The organism is uncultured Maritalea sp., assembly GCF_937139385.1.
GTDB lineage: Bacteria > Pseudomonadota > Alphaproteobacteria > Rhizobiales > Devosiaceae > Maritalea > Maritalea porphyrae_A.
The window spans coordinates 1-5359 of the sequence record NZ_CAKZPW010000296.1 but is presented as its reverse complement, the minus strand read 5'-3'; the positions used below and the strand labels follow the sequence as shown (position 1 = coordinate 5359).

Below are 5359 nucleotides of genomic sequence, written 5' to 3'. Positions count from 1 at the left end.
CACAGTGATGGAGGCTGTGTCTGAACCTCTAGTATATGTCGCTCAAGTGCCCCCGAGCGACAATGATGAAACGGCGAGGCACCTTGTTGTGGCTGCATATGCAAAGCCTTGGCCAGGTAAAATCTCTATTCTTGATGCGCACCAAACTGAATTGCTGCGCATAAACGATCCTTCGGGGTTAGGCGTTACAAAATCCGAGTTGCCCGCTGCACCGACATTATCGACGTGGGACACAAAGACCCAACTGCAAGTGGAACTGTTTTTTGGACACCTGAGCTCTTTGGACAAAAACCGTGTGCTAAACGGCGAAAATCGGGCGCTGGTGAACAATGGCAACGGCAATTGGGAGGAAATCGGGTTTGCAAACGCAAAGCTGATCGCCCCAAAAACATATCAATTGTCCACATTGTTGCGCGGGCAAAATAAAACCGAATTCGCTGCTGCGGTTTCTGCTCCACAGGGCGCAAAGTTTTTGGTTCTAGAAGGGGCCGTACGACAAAGTATCGATGTCGAATTTAGTCAATTATCCGCAGTTGCAGGCATCACAAGTGCGGGAACGATTGTCGAGGCAGGAGAGCTCACCGACCAAGAAAATCTGCCATTGGCTCCAGCTCATTTGCGGACCCGAAAGCTGCAGAACGGAGATATCCTCATTTCATGGATACGCCGAGGACGGGTGAGCGGTAATTCTTGGCCAACAGGCGACATTCCGCTTGAGCCAAACGCTCCCGTATTTACTGTCGATATTCTGAGTGCCGGAGCGCCTGTCCGCACCGTCGAAAACCTTGTTGGGCCGTACATTTATACCTCATCCCAACAGGCGCTCGATTTTGGTTCCCCACCAAATCAATTCCAATTCAAAGTTAGCCAGTTCAGCCAAACGCTGGGCAATGGCCACAGTGCTTTAGGAGTTTTCAATTGACCCAAACCGACCGCCTCAATTTGCCGCTGATACAGAGCAACCAGGCGCAAAAACACATAACTCACAATGAGGCATTGCGTATCCTAGATGCCTTTTTGCACCTGACATTGGAAGGGCTTGGGATCAACGACCCGCCAGAAACGCCTGTCATTGGTCAAAATTGGCAAATTGGGGAAACCCCAAACGGCGACTGGGCACCGCATGGGGGCAAGATTGCATCATACGACATAAATGGATGGCAATTTTTAGACCCCAAAGTCGGTATGTTGGCTTGGGTCAAAACAGCTCAGGAACTTTATGTCTTCGGAACATCCGGTTGGGTTCGTTTCGACCAACCTCCCACACAAATGCAAAACGCCAGCCAAATAGGTGTGGGAACAAATGCTGATCCATACAATCGATTGGCTATCAAATCTGAAGGTGCGTTCCTTTCCAATCCCGATGTAGGATCTGGGGACGCGCGTTTTACACTGAATAAGGCGTCCGCCGGCAACACGACCAGCATTAGCTTTAAGAACGCTTGGTCCGGTCGTGCCGAAATTGGATTGGCGGGCAGCGATGAGTTGGCAGTAAAAGTAAGCGAGAATGGAGCTAATTGGACAACGGCTGCAACTTTCAATCCGTCGAACGGCGAATTATCATTGCTTGCGGGCCTGTCTCACCTGAGCAAAGGGGTGACCCAGAAGGTCAATTCTATTTCAGATTGCGGTCGATTTGCTGCCGAGAAAACGCGACAAATATCGAACTTTGTTCCACCCGCCTATTTGACAATGGAAAACGGCGCAATACTGTCCGAATTCAGCAAGTTTCAAGTCGATAGCACTGATTATGGTGGCGCCAATCCTGCGAACAATATGATTGTGAAGCAGCTGGTGGATCAAATCAGGGAGCCCACCGCGGCCCGTTATCTTTCAGAATTTTATGTCGCAAAACTATTGGCCGGCGCTGGTGTCGCCTATGAGAATACGCAATCTGGCAACTCAAAATATAGGCTTTGTTCTTACGGTCGTGTTGGTGGCGCCAGGCAATCATTTGGCGCCTATTTTTATGTTTTAAGCGGGACTGCGCTGATTTCCGAGGTCAACCACGATGTATGGCTGAACGGGGTTAAACTCGCGACGTTTGCGCAGATTTTACCCAGCGATGGATGGCAGCATATTAATGCAATTGCGGATACTGCGTTGCGTTATGCTACACATCAAGAAAGCGAAATTTTCCCATTGTTCGCAACAAGTGGGGTTGAAATTCTTTTGGCGCTGCCCGCGATCATTATGGACGCTGTTCGTATTGGCCCTGACGACGGTCTAATCCCTTCCCACCAAATGGCAGAATAACATCATGAACTCATCATATAAGGACCCGCGCTTTCAGCGCGCGTTGAACCTTGTCTTGCGTTTTGAGGGAGGCTATTCGGATCACCCAAAGGACCCTGGTGGTGCCACGAAGTTCGGCATAACGCGACGAACCCTTGCCACATGGCGCGGTATTAAACCCTGGTGGAAATTGCCAAAAGTTGAAGTGAAGCAACTTGGTCGAACCGAAGCTTCAAAAATATACTTCGTGCACTATTGGCAGCGTTCAGGTGCAAATGAATTGCCAGAAGCGCTGGGCTTTGTCCTGTTTGATTTTGCCGTCAACAGTGGACCACAACGGGCCGTCAAACAGCTGCAACGACAGTTGAACGTAAGAGCTGACGGTATTGTGGGGCCTGTAACCCGCGCGGCCATCAACAATTATTGTCGCAAGCATACGTTGGGTCACCTTGTTAAAACATATGTTGCTCGCCGCCACAAATTCCTGAAGTCACTGCGCACCTACCAAGTCTTTGGAAAAGGGTGGAGCAACCGGATCGCCGGTGTGCTGGCTGCAGCGCAAGAAATTCTTCGAAAATCATCAAATAAGGAAAAGTCAAAAATGAACGTTTTTACGGGCTACAAAACATATATCGTTGCTTTGATCATGCTGTTTTCCGGTGTGTTGGAGCTACTCGGCGTTAATGTGCCAGCAATTGAGGCAGGAAATGCCACGCAGCTCATTATGGAGTCGCTGGCGATCATCTTTTTGCGCAAGGGCATTAAGACGGAAATCTCCAACGCTTAATAGTGTTCATTTATCGTTCATGTGATGTTTGTTAGACATGCTGCTATGAAAAAGAACACAGCAAACATCGCAATCTTTGCACTCTTGGTCACCGCCGGTTTGGCGCTGGCCGGATCCGCAGGTGCCTATGCCCAGCGATCGCAAACTTGTATTTCAAACGAAGCCATCATTCCCTTGGTGAAGGCGAAAAAGATTACATCTTTTGTCAAGATTGAACGCAAGTTGCGCCTACAAAAGGGGGCAAAGACTTACGGCCAAAAGCTATGTGAGGTTAAAGGGCGATACGTTTATTTCTTCAAGGTCGTTGACTCTTATGGCAGAACAAAGAAGTTTGCTTTGTACGCTGACGATGGATCGCCGTATAAAGGTAATGACTAAAGCAGAATTGCCGAGGGGAAACATGCGCATACTTGTTGTGGAAGATGATCAAGACCTAAACCGGCAAATCTGTTCTGCTCTTGAAGATGCAGGCTACGTTGTCGACAAAGCGTTCGACGGCGAAGAAGGACATTTTCTTGGCGATACAGAACCTTATGATGCTGTGGTTTTGGATATAGGACTTCCGCAAAAGGATGGCATATCCGTGGTCGAAGAATGGCGGCGCAGTGGACGCATAATGCCGGTGTTGATGCTTACCGCGCGTGATCGCTGGAGTGACAAGGTTCAAGGAATTGATGCGGGTGCCGACGATTATGTTGCCAAGCCGTTTCATATGGAAGAGGTTTTGGCGCGCATAAGGGCTTTGGTCCGCAGGTCCGCTGGTATCGCGTCCAACGAAATTGAGAACGGTGCCGTTCGGTTAGACACAGCTGGCAGCAAAGTAACCGTGGATGGTATGGCGCTCAAACTCACATCACACGAGTTCCGGCTTTTGTCGTATTTGATGCACCATCAGGACAAGGTAATCTCGCGCACTGAGCTTACCGAACACCTCTACGATCAAGATTTTGATCGGGATTCAAACACGATCGAAGTCTTCGTAGGGCGTCTGCGCAAAAAGCTCCCGCAGGAATTCATTCAAACGGTGCGTGGACTAGGCTACAAAGTTTCGAAATTGTGATCCCCAAAAATCTTTCAATATCTTGGCGCGTCTTTTTGTTCACTGCGATTGGATTGAGCATTGGGCTGCTGCTAACTGGCATTTTGTTGTCAAACCTCTATTCTCGAGCGCTCACACGCAGCATTGACGAGATTGCTGTTCGTCAGTCTGACTCGCTAATTGCACGTTTGCTCGTAGAGGATAGCGAGGGCTTAGATAATCTCCCCTCAATCGATCCACGCTATACGACGCCAAGCTCAGGCTGGTATTGGCAAATCGTTGATTCAAGCGGAAGCATCGCAAGTGTGTCTGCTTCTGCATTTGGCGTAATTTTGCCGACGCTGGAAATTGACTTTAACGCGGAAAACAAGCGGCGTGGCAATTTGCAGGACGAAGACGGCAACCGGCTACGGGTTTTTGAGCGCAAACTATTCGTCGGAGAGACGGACTACGTCGTGATTACGGTGACCGCAGATTGGGACGAAGTTGCAAATGAGGTCGCAAGTTTTCAAAGTCAGGCGATCACGGTCTTGCTTGTAATCGGGGTGTTTTTGGCGGGCCTTTGCGCATTGGTCGCACGTATTAGCCTTGGACCATTGTTGCGCTTGTCAAGCGAAGTTGAAGCCATTCGAACGGGTGCGCACGCAAAAATAGAAGGCGAGTTTCCAAGAGAAATTTTACCAGTTAAGCTTGAAATCAACGCCCTTTTGGACGTCAACGACAAGATTTTGGAACGCGCCAAAAACCAAGTCGGTGATCTTGCACATGGCTTGAAAACACCGATCGCTGTAATGCGCAACGAACTGACAGGCCAAAAATTGGAAGTGGCCGAACAGCAATTGGACAAAATGCAAAGCATTGTTTCTCGATATTTGGATCGCGCCCAACTGGCAGCGCGGACCGCCGCGCGTGGCAAAAAAACTGATGTGCGCGTAGCAATGGAGCGCATCGTTTCTGTCATGAATAAACTGTTTCAAAACAAATCAGTATCACTGGTTGTCGATCCCGACTTTAATCATAGTTTTCGCGGGGACGCCGAAGACCTAGACGAACTTGTGGGCAATGTGGTTGACAATGCAATGAAGTGGGCCAAGTCGAAAGCAGTGGTGGAATTGCGACACCTAAATGATGAGCAACTCCAAATCATTGTGGAAGATGATGGACTGGGGCTGTCTTCCAGCCAGCAAAAACGCGTTTTTGAACGTGGGCGACGACTTGATGAGCAAGTGCAAGGCTCTGGGTTGGGTCTCGGTATTGTCAACGAGCTGATCACTGTGTATGGAGGCGATATTGAGCTT

Annotated in this window: 5 protein-coding genes and 1 pseudogene; all 6 read left to right on the top strand. The window is 49.2% G+C overall.

Features of this window, described 5'->3' with window-relative positions:
• Nucleotides 1–922 (top strand): annotated as a pseudogene (locus tag Q0231_RS12270) (hypothetical protein); the annotation flags it as partial.
• Nucleotides 919–2256 (top strand): DUF2793 domain-containing protein, encoded by a 1338-nt coding sequence (locus Q0231_RS12265; RefSeq protein ID WP_299347864.1) that lies wholly within the window; start codon nt 919–921, stop codon nt 2254–2256. The pseudogene Q0231_RS12270 and the gene Q0231_RS12265, both read left to right, overlap by 4 nt.
• Nucleotides 2257–2260: 4 nt before the next feature.
• Nucleotides 2261–3022, top strand: coding sequence for a glycosyl hydrolase 108 family protein (locus tag Q0231_RS12260; protein WP_269392296.1), 762 nt, complete (start codon nt 2261–2263; stop codon nt 3020–3022).
• Nucleotides 3023–3067: 45 nt separating this feature from the next.
• Nucleotides 3068–3400: a hypothetical protein gene (locus Q0231_RS12255; protein ID WP_269392295.1), complete on the top strand. Its 333-nt coding sequence runs from the start codon at nt 3068–3070 to the stop codon at nt 3398–3400.
• A 22-nt stretch (nt 3401–3422) separates the two neighbouring features.
• Nucleotides 3423–4082, top strand: a complete 660-nt coding sequence (locus tag Q0231_RS12250) for a response regulator transcription factor (RefSeq protein ID WP_269392294.1) — start codon at nt 3423–3425, stop codon at nt 4080–4082.
• A gap of 35 nt (nt 4083–4117) precedes the next feature.
• Nucleotides 4118–5359: HAMP domain-containing sensor histidine kinase (locus Q0231_RS12245; RefSeq protein ID WP_299347863.1), on the top strand; the 1242-nt coding region annotated here is incomplete at its 3' end.

What these genes read in the sequence shown, in the direction of transcription:
- Q0231_RS12260 (WP_269392296.1), top strand. Translation starts at nt 2,261, where the DNA reads ATGAACTCATCATATAAGGACCCGCGCTTTCAGCGCGCGTTGAACCTT.
- Q0231_RS12255 (WP_269392295.1), top strand. Translation starts at nt 3,068, where the DNA reads ATGAAAAAGAACACAGCAAACATCGCAATCTTTGCACTCTTGGTCACC.
- Q0231_RS12250 (WP_269392294.1), top strand. Translation starts at nt 3,423, where the DNA reads ATGCGCATACTTGTTGTGGAAGATGATCAAGACCTAAACCGGCAAATC.